At 33.5% G+C, this 17,883-nt stretch carries 19 protein-coding genes; 8 read left to right on the top strand and 11 right to left on the bottom strand.

Annotation, left to right across the window (positions count from 1 at the left end; all coding sequences use genetic code 11):
• Positions 1–45: 45 nt before the first annotated feature.
• Both QLQ95_RS15935 and QLQ95_RS15930 read right to left on the bottom strand, forming a co-directional pair.
• Entirely contained in the window at positions 46–453 is a 408-nt protein-coding gene (locus tag QLQ95_RS15935) for a hypothetical protein (RefSeq protein ID WP_320495242.1), read from the bottom strand.
• Positions 454–459: 6 nt separating this feature from the next.
• A complete protein-coding gene (locus QLQ95_RS15930) occupies positions 460–1,638 on the bottom strand; it encodes a glycoside hydrolase family 88 protein (RefSeq protein WP_482500584.1) in 1,179 nt (392 codons plus the stop codon).
• Between the two features lie 108 nt (positions 1,639–1,746).
• On the opposite strand from QLQ95_RS15930, the gene QLQ95_RS15925 reads away from it, so the two are divergent.
• Entirely contained in the window at positions 1,747–2,130 is a 384-nt protein-coding gene (locus QLQ95_RS15925; protein ID WP_482500582.1) for a ribosomal maturation YjgA family protein, read from the top strand.
• Here QLQ95_RS15925 and QLQ95_RS15920 read toward each other — a convergent pair.
• Positions 2,111–3,889, bottom strand: coding sequence for an ABC transporter ATP-binding protein (locus tag QLQ95_RS15920; RefSeq protein ID WP_320495246.1), 1,779 nt, complete (start codon positions 3,887–3,889; stop codon positions 2,111–2,113). The genes QLQ95_RS15925 and QLQ95_RS15920 overlap by 20 nt on opposite strands.
• 76 nt (positions 3,890–3,965) lie before the next feature.
• Between QLQ95_RS15920 and QLQ95_RS15915 the strand changes: the two genes are divergently transcribed.
• The 3 genes from QLQ95_RS15915 (at position 3,966) to QLQ95_RS15905 (ending at position 7,703) form a co-directional block, all read left to right on the top strand.
• A complete protein-coding gene (locus QLQ95_RS15915; RefSeq protein ID WP_320495247.1) occupies positions 3,966–4,544 on the top strand; it encodes a non-canonical purine NTP diphosphatase in 579 nt (192 codons plus the stop codon).
• Positions 4,545–4,747: 203 nt separating this feature from the next.
• Complete coding sequence (locus QLQ95_RS15910) at positions 4,748–6,667, top strand: DEAD/DEAH box helicase (RefSeq protein ID WP_250835393.1); 1,920 nt, start codon at positions 4,748–4,750, stop codon at positions 6,665–6,667.
• 253 nt (positions 6,668–6,920) lie between these two features.
• Positions 6,921–7,703, top strand: a complete 783-nt coding sequence (locus QLQ95_RS15905; RefSeq protein WP_482500580.1) for a carboxypeptidase-like regulatory domain-containing protein — start codon at positions 6,921–6,923, stop codon at positions 7,701–7,703.
• Positions 7,704–8,016: 313 nt separating this feature from the next.
• On the opposite strand, the gene QLQ95_RS15900 is transcribed toward QLQ95_RS15905, so the two are convergent.
• The 3 genes from QLQ95_RS15900 to QLQ95_RS15890 form a co-directional block, all read right to left on the bottom strand.
• Positions 8,017–9,477 carry an aminoacyl-histidine dipeptidase gene (locus QLQ95_RS15900; protein WP_095929941.1) on the bottom strand — a complete coding sequence of 487 codons (1,461 nt, stop codon included), beginning with the start codon at positions 9,475–9,477 and terminating at the stop codon, positions 8,017–8,019.
• Positions 9,478–9,634: 157 nt separating this feature from the next.
• Positions 9,635–9,928, bottom strand: coding sequence for a type II toxin-antitoxin system RelE/ParE family toxin (locus tag QLQ95_RS15895; protein WP_428237612.1), 294 nt, complete (start codon positions 9,926–9,928; stop codon positions 9,635–9,637).
• Complete coding sequence (locus QLQ95_RS15890; protein WP_320495251.1) at positions 9,925–10,137, bottom strand: hypothetical protein; 213 nt, start codon at positions 10,135–10,137, stop codon at positions 9,925–9,927. Before QLQ95_RS15890 ends, QLQ95_RS15895 begins: the two co-directional genes overlap by 4 nt.
• 83 nt (positions 10,138–10,220) lie before the next feature.
• Between QLQ95_RS15890 and QLQ95_RS15885 the strand changes: the two genes are divergently transcribed.
• From QLQ95_RS15885 to QLQ95_RS15875, 3 genes are read left to right on the top strand one after another with little or no spacing between them, the layout of a single operon-like run.
• Positions 10,221–11,282, top strand: coding sequence for a DUF3810 domain-containing protein (locus QLQ95_RS15885; protein WP_482500578.1), 1,062 nt, complete (start codon positions 10,221–10,223; stop codon positions 11,280–11,282).
• A 41-nt stretch (positions 11,283–11,323) separates the two neighbouring features.
• On the top strand, positions 11,324–11,818 hold the full coding sequence (locus QLQ95_RS15880) for an RNA polymerase sigma factor (protein WP_008462500.1): 495 nt from the start codon (positions 11,324–11,326) through the stop codon (positions 11,816–11,818).
• An 8-nt stretch (positions 11,819–11,826) separates the two neighbouring features.
• Positions 11,827–12,459, top strand: a complete 633-nt coding sequence (locus QLQ95_RS15875; protein WP_482500576.1) for a hypothetical protein — start codon at positions 11,827–11,829, stop codon at positions 12,457–12,459.
• A 166-nt stretch (positions 12,460–12,625) separates the two neighbouring features.
• On the opposite strand, the gene QLQ95_RS15870 is transcribed toward QLQ95_RS15875, so the two are convergent.
• Both QLQ95_RS15870 and QLQ95_RS15865 read right to left on the bottom strand, forming a co-directional pair.
• The gene (locus QLQ95_RS15870) at positions 12,626–13,435 is read right to left on the bottom strand and encodes a lysophospholipid acyltransferase family protein (RefSeq protein WP_095929938.1); all 810 of its coding nucleotides are present in this window, start codon (positions 13,433–13,435) and stop codon (positions 12,626–12,628) included.
• Between the two features lie 126 nt (positions 13,436–13,561).
• Positions 13,562–14,212 carry an NUDIX hydrolase gene (locus QLQ95_RS15865; RefSeq protein WP_320495257.1) on the bottom strand — a complete coding sequence of 217 codons (651 nt, stop codon included), beginning with the start codon at positions 14,210–14,212 and terminating at the stop codon, positions 13,562–13,564.
• A gap of 92 nt (positions 14,213–14,304) precedes the next feature.
• Here QLQ95_RS15865 and QLQ95_RS15860 point away from each other — a divergent pair, with 92 nt between their 5' ends.
• Entirely contained in the window at positions 14,305–14,745 is a 441-nt protein-coding gene (locus QLQ95_RS15860) for a DUF4268 domain-containing protein (RefSeq protein ID WP_095929936.1), read from the top strand.
• Between the two features lie 136 nt (positions 14,746–14,881).
• On the opposite strand, the gene QLQ95_RS15855 is transcribed toward QLQ95_RS15860, so the two are convergent.
• From QLQ95_RS15855 to QLQ95_RS15845, 3 genes are read right to left on the bottom strand one after another with little or no spacing between them, the layout of a single operon-like run.
• Positions 14,882–15,292, bottom strand: coding sequence for a hypothetical protein (locus QLQ95_RS15855; protein WP_095929935.1), 411 nt, complete (start codon positions 15,290–15,292; stop codon positions 14,882–14,884).
• Between the two features lie 20 nt (positions 15,293–15,312).
• Positions 15,313–16,257 carry an NAD(P)H-dependent flavin oxidoreductase gene (locus QLQ95_RS15850; RefSeq protein ID WP_482500573.1) on the bottom strand — a complete coding sequence of 315 codons (945 nt, stop codon included), beginning with the start codon at positions 16,255–16,257 and terminating at the stop codon, positions 15,313–15,315.
• A 5-nt stretch (positions 16,258–16,262) separates the two neighbouring features.
• A complete protein-coding gene (locus QLQ95_RS15845) occupies positions 16,263–17,870 on the bottom strand; it encodes a S8 family serine peptidase (RefSeq protein WP_482500572.1) in 1,608 nt (535 codons plus the stop codon).
• Positions 17,871–17,883 lie beyond the last annotated feature (13 nt).

The raw sequence follows: 17,883 nt of genomic DNA, 5'->3' as shown, positions 1-17,883 counted from the left end.
TATGTAAGAATTAGAATGAGTTGTATTTTCTACAAACGTAATTTATTATTTCAATAAATATTTTAGAGATTCTCCTGTCAGCACTTCCTTACCCAAAACGGTATTATCATTTGCCAGAAAATAAACATCAAACTGAACACCTTCTTCTATTAATTGCCTTGGAATCTCATCTTTTTCAATCATCGATTTTAGCATTCTTGTAAATGCTATAGAAGTAGCAATTTTATTTTTTTCATTTTGTTCTAAATTGGTTTCAAATCGCAATTCAATTTTATCGTCATTAATGTAACCTCTTGCCGTAGTAAGCGTTACATTTTCGGCTCTAAAACTTGGAGCAATACTTTTGTTGTACGTAACAACATATTCTTGAAGTTTCTGTTTGGTATTTTTACAGCTTACAAGTGTTAATACCATCATTATTGCAAAGGCAATCTGGCTTATTTTCTTTAGCATAATATTCTATTTTAATTTTTGAAGTCTTAATAATGCCTCAAGATAGTAATAATCTGCGTAATTTATAGAACAATCTATTTCGCTTCCTGCAGGTTTATGTCCGGTTGAATGCAGTAAAAATGCCGAATTGACATCGTGACTCTGATAATCGTTTGAAAGCGAAACAATCATCTTTTTAGCTTTTGTCAAATATTCAGCTTTTAAATTCTTGTCTTTGGTGTACGAACTTAATTCTAAAAGTGCAGACGAAACAATGGCGGCTGCCGAAGCATCACGAGGTTCGTTAGGAATATTTGGCGCATTAAAATCCCAATATGGAACTAAATCTTCGGTAGTTAATTTATCTAAATAAACACGCGCCAATTTATGGGCAAAATCTAAAAACTTAGCGTCTTTTGTTTCTCTATACGTCATCGTAAAACCATAAATAGCCCAAGCCTGACCACGTGCCCACATACTGTCATCGCTATATCCTTGTGCTGTTCTTCCTTTTATCTTTTTTCCAGTTTCGAAATCGTAAATTATAACATGATACGAAGTATTATCTGGTCTAAAATGATTGGCCATTGTGGTTTCGGCATGTTTAACTGCTATATCGTATAATTTTTTACTTCCTCCATTTTTTGAAGCCCAAAACAAAAGCTCCAAATTCATCATATTATCAATAATAGTATTATGCCCTCCCATTTTGTTATGAGGCCAAGATTGAATGGTTCCCACTTTCGGATTAAAAAGCGTTGCCAATGTATCGGCAGTTCTTAAAATAATTTGTTTGTATTCTGGATTTTTAGCCAATCTATATCCGTTTCCAAAACTATTAAAAACCTGAAAACCTAAATCATGATCACCTGCTTTGCTCACAGATAATGGCGTTAAAAAACGACTGAATTTATCGGCTTCTTTTTCCCATTTTTTATCTTTAGTTGCTTCATACAAAAACCATAATTCTCCAGGCCAGAATCCGCTTGTCCAATCTTTATATCCAACAAATTTCCATTCTTTGCTTCCGTTTGGAACTGTTCGCGGAGAAGTCCCATCGTTTGGAATTACTTGTAGTGTTTTAGAAGCTTGCTCTGCGCAATAATCTAACTGTTTTTTAATATTAAACGTTTTGTCTTTCTGAGAATAACCTTGATTTCCTAGAAAAAACAAAGCTGCAATCAGAGTAAAAAATTTTGCATTCATGTGGTTGATAGTTTGTTTAATCGATAAATTTATGAAATAAAGTGAATCTAATTAGGTTTTGTATTTTTGTTCGACCTAATATGTACAATTAATACCGTAATTTCTATTTTGAACAAAACCAGAATTACCTATTTCGCTGCTTTTCTAAGCATAATTTTCTTCGGAATCCTTTCTAGAAAAATCTCTTTTATCCCCTTATGGATTGGCGATTTTCTATATGCTGTCATGATTTATTTTCTGGTTCGAATATTTCTTCCTTTCAAAAATGCTTTCGCAATTGCGTGCCTTTCTCTATTGATTTGTTATGGAATTGAATTTCTACAATTATATCAAGCGGATTGGATTGTAGCACTTAGAAAAACACTTTTTGGAAGATATGTTTTAGGCCAGGGATTTCTTTGGGAAGATATTCTGGCTTATACTTTTGGAATTCTTGTAGTTTTTGCTTTTGAAAAAATAACCTTGAATTATTTCAGTCAAAAGTCTGTGTAATTTTTTCGATGTTTAAACTGTTCGCCATTGCCATGAATATTTGATGATACGTTCCTTTATTATCATACAATTCGTCATGAGTTCCTTTTTCGACACATCTACCTTTTTCTAAAACGATAATATTAGAAGCGTCGATAATCTGGGAAATACTATGCGATATTATAATTACGGTTCTATCTTTTTTGATAGCATCCAGAGACTTTTTAATTTGTTCTGTTGCAATGGCATCCAAACTTGCTGTTGGTTCATCAAGGAAAATAATTGGCGGATTTTTGAGAAATAATCTAGCAATCGCAATACGCTGCTGTTGGCCGCCTGAAAGCAAATGCGCATCAGAATCGTAACCTTTTGGCAATTGAATAACCTGCTCGTGAATATAGGCTTGCTTTGCTGCTTCGATAACTTCATCTTTTGAAGCTTCAGGTTTTCCGTATAAAATATTCTCAGCAATTGTTCCTTTAAAAATATGATTTTTCTGAAGCACCAAACCAATATTTTTACGCAGAAAATCGGTATTGTATTCAAGCAAATCAACTCCATCCAAAAATATCTGACCAGAAGAAGGCAAGTAGAATTTATCCAGCAAATTAATAATGGTACTTTTTCCAGCACCGCTTAATCCGACCAAAGCAGTGGTTTCATTTGGTTTTACAGTAAAATTTATATCATAAAGTGCCTGAGTTCCGTTTGGATATACAAAATCTACATTTTTCACTTCTATTAATCCAACAATTTTTTCTGGGATGTAATTACCGCTAGTTTCTGTCTCATGCTCTGCTTCTAAAATATCAAAGAACCCTTCAGAATAAATTAATGCATCATTTACCTCGTCATAAATTCGGTGTAATTGTCTAATTGGCGATGAAACATTATTAAAGAGCATAATATGAAACATAATCGCACCAATTGTCATTTGATTATTCAAAACAAAATAAGCCGTTAGAATAATTATAATTACTACTCCTATCTGTTCAACAAAGCTTTTAATACTTTCAAAAATAAAACTGGTTTTTCGGGTTTGCAGCTGATTTTCGGTCATTTCAAATTGTATCTTTTCATGACGATCTGCTTCTGTAGATTCACGCACAAAAGACTTAATTACTGTTATCGATTCAATTAAACTAATGATTCCGTTGTTTTTAGTTTCACGGTAATTACGCATTCTACGTCGAAATCCGCTCAATCTTGTTGCTTGCAATTGACTGATGTAAAAATAAATCGGGATAATACACAAACTTACCAAACCCACATAAACATTGGCATAGAACATAATTACCAAAGCCACAAAAGCGTTGGCAAACAAAGGCAAAATATCAATAAAGAAATTTTGCACCAAACGCGTTAAACTGCTAATTCCGGCATCAATTCTAGTCTGAAGTTTCCCGCTTTCGTTTTCATCCGAAGTATAAAATTCCATTCTGTAACTTAGAATTTTTTCTACTATGGTTTGAGAAATATCGCGCGTAATAAAAATACGGAGTTTCTCTCCGTAGAATTTCTGTCCAAATTGAACTACAGAATTCACCAATTCTTTAGTTAACAAAACAACACTAATTATACCGAGTAAATGAAATCCTTTAGATAATGGTTCGTGAGCCACCATTAAATTGTTTATGGTATCGACAGTATATTTTAAAATTACAGCATTTACCTGTGCCGCAAAAGACCCCAAGAAAGTTAATAGTAAAGTTGCAATCACCATTTTTCTGTACGGCTTTACAAAAGGCAGGATTTTTTTATAAAGTACTGATAATTGCATTTATTTGAATTTTAGCTAACATATCAAATATAAGAATTCTAAATTTGTGTTGAAAATCATTTAAACACATAATGCTATGAAACTCGTTTTCGCTTCAAACAACAAAAATAAAATCGCAGAAATTCAAAGTATGCTTCCAGAAAGCATCAAAATATTAAGTTTAGAAGATGTTAATTGTTTTGAAGACATTCCAGAAACTGCAGATACCATTGAAGGAAATGCGATTTTAAAAGCAGATTATGTAACCCAGAAATATGGTTATGATTGTTTTGCAGATGATACAGGTCTAGAAGTAAATGCTTTAAATGGTGAACCTGGAGTATATTCTGCGCGATATGCAGGCGAGCAAAAAAATGCAGACGACAACATGAACAAGCTTTTAGATGCTTTAAAAAATGAAGAAAATCGCAACGCTCAGTTCAAAACTGTTATAACTTTAAACCTAAATGGAAAACAATATTTGTTTACTGGGATTGCAAAAGGAGAAATTACTTTAACCAAAACAGGTACAAATGGTTTTGGATACGACCCCATTTTTAAACCCGAAAATTTTAACGAGACCTTTGCAGAACTGCCTTTGGAAACCAAAAATACGATTGGTCACCGCGGAAAAGCGGTTAAGCAACTCATTGATTTTCTGAACACCACAAAATAATTGTTTAAAATACAACATTTTAGTAGCTAAATTTTACATTTTACGACGTGTTTTTTGGCATTTTTCTTCATTTGACGCAAAAATTTATTTCAACAAAAATGTAACTTTTTGATAATCAAATCTTAACAAATACATAATTCTTAAAATTGCATTAGTTTATCTGAATAATTAGCAGTAATTTTGCACCCTATTTTAAAACACATATGAATAAATTTGAACAATTAGGATTGAATGAATCGTTACTGAAGGCGATTTTAGATCTAGGATTTGAAAATCCGTCAGAGGTACAGGAAAAGGCGATTCCCCTATTATTGGAAAAAGACACGGATATGGTTGCGTTGGCTCAAACAGGGACAGGGAAAACGGCAGCTTTCGGTTTTCCGCTAATTCAAAAAATTGATGCCGACAACAGAAATACACAAGCATTAGTTTTATCGCCAACACGCGAGTTATGTTTACAGATTACTAACGAACTTAAAAACTACTCAAAATACGAAAAAGGTATTAATGTGGTAGCAGTTTACGGAGGAGCTAGTATAACAGAGCAAGCAAGAGAAATAAAGAGAGGTGCGCAAATTATTGTGGCAACTCCAGGAAGAATGCAAGACATGATTAACAGAGGTTTAGTAAACATTAAAAATATAGATTACTGTATTTTGGATGAGGCTGACGAAATGTTAAACATGGGATTCTATGAGGATATCGTATCTATTTTATCAGATACTCCAGATGAAAAAAGCACATGGTTGTTCTCTGCAACTATGCCGCAAGAGGTTGCTAGAATTGCAAAACAATTTATGAGCGAACCGGTTGAGATTACAGTTGGAGCTAAAAATTCAGGTTCATCTACAGTTTCTCACGAATTTTATTTAGTAAATGCTCGTGACCGTTACGAAGCTTTAAAACGTTTAGCTGATGCTAATCCAGACATTTTCTCTGTAGTTTTCTGTCGTACAAAAAGAGACACGCAAGCTATCGCTGAGAAATTAATTGAAGATGGATATAGCGCCGCTGCGTTACACGGAGATTTATCTCAAGCACAACGTGATGGTGTAATGAAATCGTTCCGTGGAAGACAAATTCAGATGCTTGTTGCTACTGACGTTGCCGCACGTGGTATTGACGTTGATAACGTAACACACGTTGTAAACTATCAATTACCTGACGAAATTGAAACATACAACCACCGTTCGGGCCGTACTGGTAGAGCTGGAAAATTAGGTACTTCTATTGTAATTGTTACAAAAAGCGAGTTACGTAAAATTTCTTCTATCGAGAGAATCATCAAACAGAAATTCGAAGAAAAAACGATCCCATCTGGAATTGAAATCTGCGAAATTCAGTTGTTACACTTAGCAAACAAAATTAAAGATACTGAAGTTGATCACGAAATTGACAACTATTTACCAGCAATTAACAATGTTCTTGAAGATTTATCTAAAGAAGAATTGATCAAAAAAATGGTATCAGTAGAATTTAACCGTTTCATCGCATACTACAAAAAGAACAGAGATATTTCTACTCAATCTTCAGACAGACGTGAAAGAGGCGATTCTGAACCAAGAGAATTCAGCAATAATGGAGCAGTTCGTTATTTCGTGAACATTGGTTCTAGAGACAACTTCGACTGGATGTCATTAAAAGATTACTTGAAAGAAACATTAGACTTAGGTCGTGATGATATCTTTAAAGTTGACGTAAAAGAAGGATTCTCATTCTTTAATACTGATCCTCAATTTACTGATAAAGTAATGGATGTTTTAAACAACGTTCAATTAGAAGGTCGTCGTATTAATGTTGAGATTTCTAAAAATGATGGTGGCGGAAGACGTGATCACAACAACCGTGGTGGCGGAAGACGCGATTCTGGAAGAAGAGACGGAAACTTCGCTCCAAGACGTGAAGGCGGATTTAGAAGCGATAGAAATTCTTCTAGAGACGGTGGATCACGCGAAGGCGGATCACGTGACGGAGGTTTTAGAGGTGACAGAAATTCTGCTCCAAGAAGAGAAGGCGGCTTTAGAAGCTCTGCTCCAAGAAGTGAAGGTGGTTCTGACAGAGCACCAAGACGTTCTGAAAACTTCGGCGACAGCTCAAGACCAAGAAGATCTAGAAGAGATTAATAATTTAATTTCTTAAAATACAAAATCCCAAATTCCAGACATACTTGGAAGTTGGGATTTTTTTTATATCCATAATTTTATACTTTATAAATAGTTTTACAATCCAAAACAATAGGATACAATCTTCTCTTTCCCATTTTATTTAACACAAAAAAAGCAATACTGTTGCCTTTGTTAATTTTCTTATAATTAAATTCCAAGACTGCGAGATATTTAATCCCGATTTACTACTTTTAGTGCTTTAAATCAGGATATGAAATATTTCGCAGTTTTCTTTTTTACATTTCTCGCCAACATTGGTTTTGCACAAGATACGCAAGATGCACAGCCAACAGTTCCACAAAGAGTTTCAGGTTATGTTATTAATGACGACAGCAAACAACCGCTGGCTGGCGTAAATATCATTAACACCAACAAAGTGCGTGGTGCAAAATCTGACGAAAAAGGGTATTTTGAAATTGACGTGCAAGTAAACGATACACTTCATTTTTCTATTCTAGGATTTCAATCGCTAAGAATTAGAGTTACAAATGACTGGATTAAGAATAAAGTGACTAGAATTCAGCTTACAGAAAAAGCAATTGCTTTGGAAGAAGTTGTTATTGCTCCTTTCTCTTTGACAGGATATCTTGAAATTGATTCTAAATTAATTCCAACAAAAGAAAACTATCGTTACAGTATTTCGGGACTTACACAAGGTTATGAAGCTGGAGAATATGCTCCAAATGCTTTTGGAAAAGTCCTCGGTTCGATCTTTAACCCTGCCGATATGCTCTATAATTTCTTTGGCAAGAACGGTAAAGAACTCAAGAAACTAAAGGAAATGAAAAAAGATGATACGGTAAGAACGCTCTTAGAATCAAAATACGATCGTGAAACAGTTGCCGTATTATTAGGAGTCAGCAAAGATGAAATCCCTGAAATTATGCATCGCTGTAACTATTCCGATTCTTTCATCCAGACCGCAAATGATCTTCAGATTATGGATGCGATAAGCGCTTGTTATGAACAATATAAAGTATTAAAACGTAATTAATTCTTAATACAAAAAAAGAACATCTAAATCCTCAATTTTAAAAATTGGGGATTTTTTTTGGCCTTTCAGATTTTAAAAACCTTACATTTACTTACAAAACAGTAAAATCAATATTATGGCAAAAGGTCAAGATGCTAAAAAAACAGCAAAAAAAGAACCGTTAAAAACGGCTAAAGAAAAGAAAGAAGAAAAGAGAGAAAAGAAAAATACTCCTAAGAGAGATTAAAAAAAGTGATCAATGATCAGTTTTTTTTTAGTGTTCAGTCTTTAGCATCATATTTACTGATTACTAAAAACTGAACACTGAATACTTTTATTTAACTGGAATATTAGAAAGGATTTCTAACACAAATTTCCAATATTTCTGTGCAGAAGAAATACTTGCTCTTTCGTCTGGAGAGTGCGCTCCGTGAATTGTTGGACCGAAAGAAATCATGTCCATATCAGGGTAATTTGTTCCTAAAATTCCGCATTCTAAACCTGCATGGCAAGCCACAACTTTAGGCTGTTCTCCATTTTGTTTTTCGTAGATCTCTTTTAAGACTTCTAAAATTTCCGAATTTACATTTGGTGTCCATCCTGGATAAGAACCAGAAAGCTCCACTTCACACCCTACCAATTCAAAAGCAGAACGTAAAGAATTTGCCAAATCAAATTTCGAAGATTCAACAGAAGAACGTGTTAAACATCCTACCAAGATTTCTCCATCTTTAATAACTACACGAGCAATATTATTTGAAGTTTCAACCAAATCGGCCATATCAGCGCTCATTTTGTAAACTCCATTCTGAGCTGCATAAATCGCTCTGATAATTCCTTCCTGTACACCTAAATCCATCACTTTTTCAGGCAAATCACCTTTTACGATTTCAATAGTCAAATTAGGCTCGGTTGTTTTATATTCAGCTTTGATATCAGAAATAATTTCCTGCATATCATAAACATAAGCTTCATCAAACATTTGAGAAATAACTACTTTAGCAACACTTTCTCTCGGAATTGCATTTCTAAGGCTTCCTCCGTTGATTTCTACAACCTGTAAACCAAAGTTTTCAAATGCGTCAAACAACAAACGGTTCATAATTTTATTAGCGTTTCCTAAACCTTTATGAATATCCATTCCTGAATGCCCGCCATTTAAACCTTTTACCGTAATTGTATATCCAACAGAACCTTCTGGAACCTCTTCTTCATGATAGGTTCTAGTTGCGGTTACATCAATTCCACCTGCACATCCAATATCAATTTCATCATCCTCTTCCGTATCCAAATTCAATAAAATCTGACCTTGCAAGATTCCTCCTTTTAGGTTTAAAGCACCAGTCATTCCTGTTTCTTCATCAATTGTAAATAAAGCTTCAATTGCAGGATGCGGAATGTCTTTGCTTTCAAGAATTGCCATAATAGTCGCCACTCCTAGCCCATTATCAGCTCCAAGTGTTGTGCCACGCGCGCGAACCCAGTCACCATCCACATACATGTCGATTCCTTGTGTATCAAAATCAAAAACTGTATCAGCATTTTTTTGATGCACCATATCTAAATGCCCTTGCATTACGATTGGTTTACGATTTTCCATTCCTGGAGTTGCCGGTTTTCTGATGATTACATTTCTGATTTCATCTTCGAAAGTTTCCAAACCTAAGCTGTTTCCAAAGTTCTTCATAAACTCAATTACACGTTCTTCCTTTTTAGAAGGACGCGGAACAGCATTTAAATCTGCGAATTTATTCCAAAGTGCTTTTGGCTCCAGATTTCTAATTTCTTGACTCATTATATTTTGTTTGATGTTTAACAATTAAGAGCTTCAAAGTTACAAAGTTTAATTGCTTTTTTGCCAAGAATTACACGAATTAGCACAAATTAAAACGACTCTAAAACTAGATTAAAAAAATCTAGCTTAAAAAACTTCAAAACAGATTAAAACTTTTCTAAAAAGGATATTTTGAAGGATTTAATGATGTATTAAAAACGGACAATACAAATACTTTTTTTATTTCTTCATCAAGAAAATAAAAGATGATAAAAGGAAATTTCTTAGTAGGAAGACCACGATAATCTTTATATCTAATCTCAAAAAATGGATTTCTAGATATTGTATCTAAATGTTCATCAATAACTTGATAAAAATATTCACCTAAACCAATTTGTTTAGACTCATAATAATCAATCGCATCTTGTATATCAACAAGCGCTCTTGGCTCTATTACAACTTCAAAAATCATTTTTCAGATTTAAAACGTAGCTGCTTTTTTGCTTCATTCCAAGGAAGAAAATCATCTGCTTTTGAAGTTGATCTCCTTTCGTCTAACAAATTTTTCATTTCTTCGCTTACAGAAAATTCATTAATTACGGTTTCATAATTAAATTTCTCTATCAACTGCATAAAGAATGACAATTCATTATCGGGAATATTTAAAGTGATTTGTGTCATTTTTATTGTTATTGAATAACAAATTTACAAAAAAGAAAACGAACTACTATTTTAATTATTATTTTTAACCAAAAAGTAAAACCGTGACACGAAAATATATCCTTCCTTTATTTCTCTTAGTTCAAATTATTTTTTATAAAATCCTGCCATTCTTTCCTGACTTTGTGGAGGGGTTTTATAGCAAAAATTTATTCGTTAGAATTTCTCATTTTTCAAGAACAATCTTAGGTAAAATTCCTTTTTCTGTCGGCGATATTATTTATGCTCTTTTAATGATTTCTATAATTAGTTGGTTTTGGGAAATTAGAAAAACTTGGAAAATAGATTGGAAGGATCATCTTCTTAAAATCTTAGGCAAGATCTCTGTCTTTTACTTTTTCTTTCACCTGCTTTGGGCTTTCAATTACTATCGTAAACCTCTTTTTGAAAAAATGGAAATCAAGAGAGAATATACTGATGCTGATCTTTTGGCTTTCACTAAAAGATTAATTGCAAAGACGAATGAAGCTCAGTTTCAAATTACAAAAAATGAAAGCTCTAAAATTGTTTTTCCATATTCACAGAAAGAGTCATTTAACATGATATTAAACGGTTATGATAATTTAGCAAAAGAACATCCTTATTTTAAATACAAAACATTAAGCGTAAAAAAATCACTGTTTAGCGTTCCTTTAACTTATATGGGATTTGGCGGTTATTTAAATCCATTTACAAACGAAGCGCAAATTAACGACTTATTGCCAATGTACACTTTTCCACTAACTACATCTCATGAAATGGCACATCAGATTGGTTTTGCAAGTGAAAGTGAATGTAATTTTATTGGCCTTTTAGCTTCTGTTAAAAATGACAATTTATATTATCAATATGCAGGATATAGTTTTGCATTACGCTATTGTCTAGGAATCTGGCAATTTAAAAACGAGAAAATTTTTGAAATACTAAAGAAACAAGTAAATACTGGAATTTTAAAAAACTATCAAGAAGACCAAGATTTCTGGAAAAAATATGACACCTTTATAGATAAAGGTTTTCATTTTCTATGGGATAGTTTTTTAAAAACAAATAACCAAAAAGATGGAATGAAAAGCTATAGTAAGTTTATCGATTTGACGATTAATTACTATAAAACAAGAAAATTATAATCCAACTGTAACAAAAATGATTTCATAACTACTAATACATTATGAGTGAAAATCTAGAACAGTCATTTGTTGCGCAGCTTCAGGCAAATCAGAATATAATCCACAAGATTTGTAGATTATATACTGCTGGCGAAGATGCTCATAAAGATTTGTTTCAAGAAATCACCATTCAGCTTTGGAAAGCTTATCCAAAATTTAGAGGCGACAGTAAATTTTCGACTTGGACCTATCGTGTTGCCTTAAACACAGCCATTACCTTATACCGAAAAACCAAAAGAACTATATCGACGGTAGATTATGAAAATCATCAGCATTTTGTAAAAGATGTTGACTACAATTATGAAGAAGAGGAGCAGATAAAACTGATGTATAAGGCAGTTTATCAATTAAATGACATCGAAAAGGCATTAGTTTTTATGTATTTAGAAGACAAAGATTATCAAGAAATAGCTGAAACTTTAGGAATCAGCGAAGTGAATGCGCGCGTGAAAATGAACAGAATTAAAGGGAAACTTAAAAAAATACTAAATCCTTAAAAATTATTATGAAAGAACTGGATTTACTAAAAAAAGACTGGCAAAAGAACTCTGATTCTTTTCAACAAATTTCTGAAAATGAAATCTATAAGATGATTCATAGAAAATCATCTTCAATTGTAAAATGGATTTTAATCATCAGTATTTTGGAGATTTCGTTTTGGACTTTTTCCAACTTGTTTATCAATACAGATGATGTATTGCGAAAAATGAATCATCCTGAAATAGTAATAGCTTTAGAGTTTCTAACCTACTTTAATTATGTTGTTGTATTGATTTTTGTTTACATTTTCTACAAAAACTATAGAACAATTTCGACCACAATAGCTACAAAATCATTGATGAGCGCTATTTTAAAGACCCGAAAAACAGTACAGTATTATGTTTGGTATAATCTCGGAATGATTGTAATTACAGCAATTTTAAGCTTCTTTATTGCTTTTGTCTACAATCCAGATATGGAGTTTCTTAGAGAAAAATTAGCGATGAACGGAAAAGCCATGTTTGTTACTATAGGAATATTATTCCTTGTAATTTTAGGTTTCTTTGGATTATTCTGGTGTTTTTACCGAATTATTTACGGAACACTTTTACGCAGATTATACGCTAATTACAAAGAGTTGAAGAAGATAGATTTTTGAAAAAGTTTTTAAGGTTCTGAGATGATGCTAAGGTTCTAAGTTTTTTGAATTAAAAACTCTTACGCTACGGAACAAATAGATTTGTCACCCTGAGCGAAGTCGAAGGGCACAAAGTTAGGCTTCGACTTCCCTCAGCCAGACAAAAACTTTAAACAAAAAAACTATTCTAATAATCCCAACGTCTTAATTTATTCAGTTCTTCTTGCGCTTTGATTTCTTCAGCAGGAATAACTTTTAAAAATGAAGGATGCTGTTCGATTGCGTATTCTACTTTTTCTACAATTTGTTCGATGGTATCGTTTTCATAATCAATATCAAGAGGCTCTTTTATAATGAAGGATTGTAGAATTCCTTTTTTCTTCATTCGAAGTCCTTTTTTGTCAAACGAACGACGGAAACCGTCAATTACAATAGGAATAACGATTGGTTTGTGTTGTTTGATAATATGAGCCGTTCCTTTACGAACTGGTTTAAACGATTTTGTTGTTCCTTGCGGGAAAGTAATAACCCAGCCGTCTTCTAACGCAATTCTGATGTTTTCTGTATCGTTTGGATTTACATCACGCTTTTCTGTAACATCAACACCTTTAGCACGCCAAGTTCTCTCAACGGTAATTGCGCCAACATAAGCTAAGATTCTTGGCAGTAATCCAGCCTGCATGGTTTCTTTGGCTGCTACGTAATAAATATTCATTTTGGGCTGCCACAAATAGCCAATATTCTTAATAGTGTCTTGACGCCCCGATAAACTGGCGTTAAAAACATGAAACATCGCCACAACATCTGCAAAATAAGTCTGGTGATTGGATATAAATAAAACATTAGTATCTGGGAGCGTTTTAATAATTTCAGATCCTTCAATCTGTAATTCATTAAAACCTCTATACCTCCTATGAGTCATGGCACCGAGAACTCGGATTAACCATTTCTTGATGAATAATATATGCCCAAAAGGATTTCGTTTAAACAATCCCATAACTAATTTATCTTATTTTTTTGTTAGGTCGCAAACATACAAAAATTATTCTTTTAGCAACACTTTAAAACAATTTCTCCAAATAACAGTTATCCAAATGAATATCAAATCATTAAATAAACTTTATCAAATTTCTTTTGCAATAGCGACATTCAAAACATCGCGCAATTCACTCAAAATCATTGCTGTGGCACCCCAAACAACGTGATTTTGAATATTAAAGGCAGGAACTAAAATATTTGCTCCGTAAGAAGTTGATAATCTGGCTTCAATAATTATATCATCATTTAAAAAAACAGACAAAGGCAGTTCGATAATTCCAGCCACTTCTCTTATATCGGGATAAAAAGAAAGTTCTTCTGTGGCAATTCCTAAAAAAGGATGCACCAAAAAATTACTTGGCGGAATATACATCGGAGAAAAATGTTTAATTATATTTATTTTATCTCTCGTTACTCCAACCTCTTCATGCGTTTCTCTAAGTGCAGTGGTTTCAAAATTAATATCTTCCTTTTCATATTTTCCTCCTGGAAATGCTATCTGAGCAGAATGAACGCCATCATAAGCATTTCTAACAATCAAAACCAAATGTGTTTTTTCCTGTTTTGGATAAAACAGCATCATTACTCCCGCCATTCTGGCGTTTAATGCATCAATATCAAGATTTTTTAATCCCTCTATACGCTCTTTTGGAGCCATTTTTAAGTGTGACGTCACTGCTGGTAATTCTAGCGGAATTATATTGGGAACATATTTCAAAAAGTCTTGAAAATTCATAATCAAAGCTTATTTTTGTATTTTCAAATAAAACATAAATATACTCCAGAAAACGCAGTACCGCAAGTTTTCTAATCTTAAAGCCAAAAAAAATGTACAGCAGAGAAGAATCGCAAAGAATAAAAAGAGAATTTTGGGTAGCTTTTGCCGAAAAATACCCTCGCAAATGGGTGCTTTACGACACTAAAATCAAAGATTTTTCTTTTAAATTTTATGTAGATAATAAGAAAGCGCAGGTTTTAATTGATATCGAACACAGAAGCGATGAAAAACGTATTGCCTATTTTGAAAAACTTGAGGCTTTAAAAAATATCCTAGAGGAAGAATTTATCAAAGATTTGGTTTTTGAAAAAAATTACACTCTTGAAAGTGGTAAAAATATCAGCCGAATTTGGGTAGAAAAACTTGGCGTTGGTTTCAGTAATAAAAATACTTGGGATACTATTTTTGATTTCTTTAACGAAAACATGCACGCTCTAGAAATGTTCTATTTAGAATATGATGAGTTTATTAAGGATGTAGATTCTTTGTAGTTTCTAAGGTTCTGAGATACTAAGATTCTAAGACATTGAACTTTTTTATATAGCAAACCCGACAGTTTTTAAAAATCTGTCGGGTTTATTATTTTATTTAAATCCAAAAAAATTAGCGACTTAGAATCTTAGAAACTCAGACCGTAATAATATTATAAACAATAATATGATCGTCGTAATTGATATAAAGCTGTTTTCTATAATCTTGTTTTTTTCGTGTAATAATTGACAGCTTGCATTCTTTCCCATCATTATCTTTGCACATAAAAGAATATACAATATCTGTGTCGTTTTCTTCTCTTTCAATATAATCTAAAATACTGTAAAGCTGGATTTCTTGAGAATAAACTACAATTCTATGTTTATTGGTATCTAAAACAACCGAAAGATTTACTAAATCTAGATTGGACCACTCGCCCCATTTTCCTCTTTCATTTTTTTGTAGAACGCTAAATCCTGAAGTTTTAAAATGATATGACTGACTTTTAGCTTGTTGAAGGCCTAACACTAAAAAAAGTAATAGTATATATGTGCGTATAGAATTCATAGATTATTTCTTGCAGTCAATTAAAACTCAAATGTAGTCTTTTCTTTGGATGCGACTTCAAATTCGGCTATCATTTGTCGAATAATTTCTTCAACCGGCAAAATTTCATGAATCAGACCTGCAACCTGTCCAATCTCCAATTCTCCCTCATCCAAATCCCCTTCAAACATTCCTTTTTTGGCTCTTGCGCGTCCTAAAAGATGAACCAATTCTTCTTTAGAAGGACATTTTTGATACAAATCCTGAACATCCTGATAGAACTTATTTTTTACTAATCTTACAGGAGCCAATTCTTTCAAAGTCAACTGAGTACCTCCTTCTATAGTATTAACTATCGTATCTTTAAAATTATTGTGTGCCGAAGATTCAAAAGATGCTGCAAAACGGCTTCCGACCTGAACACCATCTGCGCCTAAAACCATTGCCGCAAGCATTCCTCTTCCTGTTGCAATTCCGCCCGCTGCAATTAAAGGAATTTTTATTTTTTCTTTCACCATCGGAATCAAAGTCAAAGTAGTAGTTTCTTCGCGTCCGTTATGTCCGCCCGCTTCAAAACCTTCAGCCACTACAGCATCAACACCAGCATCTTGCGCTTTTAAAGCAAAAACACTGCTACTTACCACGTGAACAACTGTAATACCTCTTTCTTTCAAAAAAGAAGTCCAAGTTTTCGGATTTCCTGCAGAAGTAAAAACAATTTTAACACCTTCATCAACCACAATATTCATAATCTCTTCGATGTTAGGATATAACATCGGAATATTGACACCAAAAGGTTTATCTGTGGCTTTTTTACATTTTTGAATGTGTTCTCTAAGAACTTCTGGATACATAGAACCTGCACCAATAAGTCCTAAACCTCCTGCATTACTTACCGCCGAAGTCAATTTGTAGCCACTATTCCAGATCATTCCACCTTGAATGATTGGGTATTTTATATTAAAGAGTTGGGTAATTTTATTCATTAAAACTATTGCTTGATTATTTTTCCTGTCTTATGCAGATTATCACCATCAAAACTATAAATGTAAAGTCCGCTTTGAAGTGATTGCAAGGAAAGAACTGGATTTGAATTATTAATTTTTTCTTCGATTAATTTTTGCCCTAAAATAGAATAAATAGTTACCGATGCGGTATTGCTTTCATTTAAAAAAGAAAACCAAACTTCACTCTTTGCTGGATTTGGATAGACCAAAAATGAGGTTTCAGCTATAAAATCATCTACCCCTAATGCCGTACCAAAATTCGGAATTCCATATCCATAATTATTATCAGGATTCGCATATTTATCGGCAGAAGCCAAAATCATCTGTCTAATTTCTTGGTTTGTTTTTGATGGAAAAGCTTGCCACAACGAAGCCGCCATTCCTGCCATAATCGGACATGAAAATGAAGTTCCGCTTGCTGTACCAATAGTTCCATTTGCATCAGAAACCACAGTCGATGATCCTTGTGCCATTACATCAGGTTTTATACGCCCATCAGAACTTGGTCCGATCGAACTGAAACTAGATCGTACTTTGTTAGCTGTAACTGATCCAATTGCCAAAACAGATACTGCATCGGCTGGAGCACCAATGTGCTTTTCAGGTTGAGTTCCTTCATTTCCAGCAGAAGCCAAAACTAATATTCCTTTACTAAAAGCGATTTCGGCACCACGCGAAATAAAAGTGGTAATTCCGTTCATATCGCTGTATGTATGATTGTACCTAACTTCATCTCGATCAAGGAAATATCCAAGCGAAGTCGTAATAATATCTACTCCCAAAGCGTCCGCTTTCTCCGCCGCTTCAACCCAAATTGATTCTTCAAGAGGATTCTCATCAGCAACAATTTCAGTTATAAAAAGATAGTAGGAAGCGTTTGGAGCCGTCCCTATTAAAGCATTTTCTTTGTAACCGCCCATTGTAGAAAGCACTTTCGTTCCATGATCTCCTCCTGTATAGAAATTAGCATTTCGAGTGGTAAAATCGTATCCTCCTAGAATTTTATTATTATTTCTAAGATTTTCAAATGGCTGAGCGGTATTGACACCTGGAAATCCAGCATCTAAAACAGCAATAATTTTACCTTCTCCTGTGTAGTTCTGTTGATGCAAAACCTGCCCATTCAACGTCTGAATTTGATTGGCAGAATTACCATAAGCATAATCAATAGCGGTTTGTATTTGTTTTTTCGTCTGATTGATTGCAGTTTCTGAAACTTTTTTTCCCGTAGTATTTAAAGTTCTATCTGCAAATTCTACTTTCTGAACAAAAGCTAACGCTTTTAAAGCATTGATATTAGCCTGAGTTCCCTGAATATGAAGTGCATTCAGCCATTTCGACTGTGCTTTTACCGTAATTCCTGTACTTGCGGAAATTTGATTAACATACGAGGTCTCTAACGGAGCATCAGTAATATCCAAAACGATATTTTGGTTCGTTCTTCGATCCAGAGCTCTTTGCGAAAGTACAGCTTGAGGATTGTCATAAAAAGCCTGTACATTAGGTTTTCCATTAAAATAAACCCATGCATCTTCTTGTGCAAATACTGTAAACGAAAGAAGTATTAAAAGAAAAGTAAAGTTACATCTCATTCATCTATACTTT

The sequence above is a fragment of the Flavobacterium sp. B330r genome (assembly GCF_056824325.1).
Note: the sequence above shows the minus strand (reverse complement) of the source record. Positions and strands in the feature narration are given on the sequence as shown.

What these genes read in the sequence shown, in the direction of transcription:
- QLQ95_RS15905 (WP_482500580.1), top strand. Translation starts at nt 6,921, where the DNA reads ATGAAATATTTCGCAGTTTTCTTTTTTACATTTCTCGCCAACATTGGT.
- QLQ95_RS15900 (WP_095929941.1), bottom strand. Translation starts at nt 9,477, where the DNA reads ATGAGTCAAGAAATTAGAAATCTGGAGCCAAAAGCACTTTGGAATAAA.
- QLQ95_RS15910 (WP_250835393.1), top strand. Translation starts at nt 4,748, where the DNA reads ATGAATAAATTTGAACAATTAGGATTGAATGAATCGTTACTGAAGGCG.
- QLQ95_RS15920 (WP_320495246.1), bottom strand. Translation starts at nt 3,889, where the DNA reads ATGCAATTATCAGTACTTTATAAAAAAATCCTGCCTTTTGTAAAGCCG.
- QLQ95_RS15870 (WP_095929938.1), bottom strand. Translation starts at nt 13,435, where the DNA reads ATGGGATTGTTTAAACGAAATCCTTTTGGGCATATATTATTCATCAAG.
- QLQ95_RS15930 (WP_482500584.1), bottom strand. Translation starts at nt 1,638, where the DNA reads ATGAATGCAAAATTTTTTACTCTGATTGCAGCTTTGTTTTTTCTAGGA.
- QLQ95_RS15855 (WP_095929935.1), bottom strand. Translation starts at nt 15,292, where the DNA reads ATGAATTCTATACGCACATATATACTATTACTTTTTTTAGTGTTAGGC.
- QLQ95_RS15875 (WP_482500576.1), top strand. Translation starts at nt 11,827, where the DNA reads ATGAAAGAACTGGATTTACTAAAAAAAGACTGGCAAAAGAACTCTGAT.
- QLQ95_RS15850 (WP_482500573.1), bottom strand. Translation starts at nt 16,257, where the DNA reads ATGAATAAAATTACCCAACTCTTTAATATAAAATACCCAATCATTCAA.
- QLQ95_RS15880 (WP_008462500.1), top strand. Translation starts at nt 11,324, where the DNA reads ATGAGTGAAAATCTAGAACAGTCATTTGTTGCGCAGCTTCAGGCAAAT.
- QLQ95_RS15845 (WP_482500572.1), bottom strand. Translation starts at nt 17,870, where the DNA reads ATGAGATGTAACTTTACTTTTCTTTTAATACTTCTTTCGTTTACAGTA.
- QLQ95_RS15935 (WP_320495242.1), bottom strand. Translation starts at nt 453, where the DNA reads ATGCTAAAGAAAATAAGCCAGATTGCCTTTGCAATAATGATGGTATTA.
- QLQ95_RS15895 (WP_428237612.1), bottom strand. Translation starts at nt 9,928, where the DNA reads ATGATTTTTGAAGTTGTAATAGAGCCAAGAGCGCTTGTTGATATACAA.
- QLQ95_RS15890 (WP_320495251.1), bottom strand. Translation starts at nt 10,137, where the DNA reads ATGACACAAATCACTTTAAATATTCCCGATAATGAATTGTCATTCTTT.
- QLQ95_RS15860 (WP_095929936.1), top strand. Translation starts at nt 14,305, where the DNA reads ATGTACAGCAGAGAAGAATCGCAAAGAATAAAAAGAGAATTTTGGGTA.
- QLQ95_RS15915 (WP_320495247.1), top strand. Translation starts at nt 3,966, where the DNA reads ATGAAACTCGTTTTCGCTTCAAACAACAAAAATAAAATCGCAGAAATT.
- QLQ95_RS15865 (WP_320495257.1), bottom strand. Translation starts at nt 14,212, where the DNA reads ATGAATTTTCAAGACTTTTTGAAATATGTTCCCAATATAATTCCGCTA.